This window comes from Mesorhizobium sp. M0140 (genome assembly GCF_040322475.1).
GTDB lineage: Bacteria > Pseudomonadota > Alphaproteobacteria > Rhizobiales > Rhizobiaceae > Mesorhizobium.
The window spans coordinates 1-2,326 of the sequence record NZ_JAMYTM010000074.1 but is presented as its reverse complement, the minus strand read 5'-3'; the positions used below and the strand labels follow the sequence as shown (position 1 = coordinate 2,326).

Below are 2,326 nucleotides of genomic sequence, written 5' to 3'. Positions count from 1 at the left end.
CCTGGTCATCCTCAATGCAAAAGCACGCGATGCGCGCAACGAGTTCGTAATTGCAACTTGACACCCCAGATAGTCGCTCTCCCCCGCTTTGCGGGGGCGAGGAACCCAAATTCTGCAAGGCTGGCCGTCGAAGTTGGCGGTTCCTCGCCCCACGAAAGTGGGGAGAGGTGGCTCGGCGAAGCCGAGACGGAGAGGGGAATGGCGCTGCCGCCTCCTACTGCCGCTTGTATTCCCGCACCGGCGACTTGGTGCCGTCGGTGTAGGTGACCTGCACCGACATCGATTTCACGCTGTCGGCGACCTTGAAATAGGGCTGGTAGTCGTAGGGGATGGCGTAAGGGTCCTTCTTGTCGCAACGCGGCATCTTGATCTCCTTGTCGAGCGCCGCGCCGTTCAGGCTGTAGTGCACCTGTTTGATGGCGCAGCGGTAGGACAGCATCTGGGTGAAATAGACCAGCCCGTGATTGCCGCTGGCATCGAAGGCGATCCACGAGGTCCAGAACTGGTCGAGGATCTGCTTGTTGCCCTGCTGGAGTGCCGCCTCCGGGTCGAAGCGGATGTCGAACGGGCCGGTCTCGCGGCCCCTGATGTCGAGATATTTGATCGCGATGATGCCGGCCACGGTGCTGTCGGGCATCTCGAAGCTCGGATTGGCCATCGGCTTGCCGGTGGTCTGGTCGTTCATGGCCAGGAAACCGGTGTCCGTGAACGGACCGCTGTCGCCCATGCGCCACGAGATGGCGGTCGCCGGCTCCGGCAGCGAGATGGTCATCGACCAGCCCTGGTTCGAGCGCATCGGCGTCAGCGAAGGCACGAAGCGGGCGGGATCGAGCACGTCGCCGAGTGCGGCCAGCCGGCTGCGGCTGCGGTCCAGCCAGTCGGCCAGCTGCGTCTGGTCGACGAAATATGTGAGCAGCCCGCCATCCTTCTCGTAGGACGTGAACTTGGTCAGCGCCTTGGCCTCGTTGCGCTTGTCGGCCAGCGTCTGGGCGCCGAGCCGGTCTTCGGAAAACTCCTGCGCCAACAGGAAATAGGCCGGCGCGAAATCTGGATTGGCTGATATGAAGGCGTTGAGCTTGTCGACGCGCTGGGCGTCGTCGAACTGCTGGATATGCACCAGCTTGATCGACAGCGCCTTGCCCTTGTCGGCAAGCGCGCCGAACACTTCGCGGGCGCCGGCCTTGCCGTCCTGCACCCGAAGCAGCGTGGCAAAGCGCGTATAGGGATCGATGGCGTCGACATCGAAGCCGGCAAAGGCGAGGTAGGAGCGCCGTGCATTGAGCATGTCGCCGGACAGCTCGTAGACACGGGCATTGTGGTAGAACTCGTCCGGCCGCTTCGGCTCGGCGATCGCCCCACCCTGCGCGGCAAGGGCGGCAAAGCCCCTGGCGATGGTGTCGATCGAGGCGGCGATCTGCTGAGTCGTTTCTTGCAGCTTCTCGGTCTGCTTCTTCACCTCGTCGGTGGTCTTCTGCACTTCCGCCGTCTGCTGCGTCTGCTGCTGCTGGGCGTTAGCGATCTCATCGGTCTTCTTGGCCACCGTGTCGGTCGACTGCTTGACCTGTTCGACCGTCTTCTGCGTCTGCGTGACGGTCTGCTCGATCCTGGCCACTTTTTCGGTAACGATGCCCATCGACTGCTGCAGCCCGGCAATGGCCGGCACCAGGCTGGCGATCACCCCGTTCTGGGCGTTGGTCTGCTGCTGCAGGCCGTAGACGCCGCCGGCGACGGCCGCTGCTGTTGTGGCGAAGATCAAGGCCGGCAGCGCTCTGGCCGCCAGCACCAGCCTGAGCACGATGGCAATGGCGATGATGATTGCGGCCACCGCGGCGATCAGCGCGATATAGGCGGCGAACGGCGCCAGCGGATTGAGGATGTCGGATACGGCACCCCCGATAAAGGCGACGCTGCCTGCCCATTTGCCAGTGCGGCTGAGCGATGCCCTGATAAGCGAGGGCGCAGCGCCCCCGGCCCCGATGTTCGTCATGCCAAGCCCCCAAGCCCTGAGATACCACGCCCCTTCCCACGGGAAACGCGGCCCTGGCAAGGAAAGACACGGGAAAACCGGCGTTTTCGGGGCGGCTTCGCAGGCTTGGGTTCCTCGCCCCACGAATGTGGGGGAGAGGTGGCTCGGCGGAGCCGAGACGGAGCGGGGGAACGGCGCCGGCCGTGCCAGGTAAGGTTCCGATACATTTCGTTTGGAGATGGCGCCCGACGAAATCCCCTCTCCGTCCGCTGCGCGGCCACCTTGTATCTACACGAGAGAGATTTCGTGGGATTAGAGCGATTGAGCCAAGGTCCGGGCGGCCGCCCGGACCTTGGCTTG

The 2,326-nt window shown here is 64.1% G+C and carries 1 protein-coding gene; it reads right to left on the bottom strand.

What is annotated here, in order from left to right:
* Nucleotides 1–214 precede the first annotated feature (214 nt).
* Nucleotides 215–1,987 carry a methyl-accepting chemotaxis protein gene (locus NKJ37_RS31855; RefSeq protein ID WP_352776434.1) on the bottom strand — a complete coding sequence of 591 codons (1,773 nt, stop codon included), beginning with the start codon at nucleotides 1,985–1,987 and terminating at the stop codon, nucleotides 215–217.
* Nucleotides 1,988–2,326 lie beyond the last annotated feature (339 nt).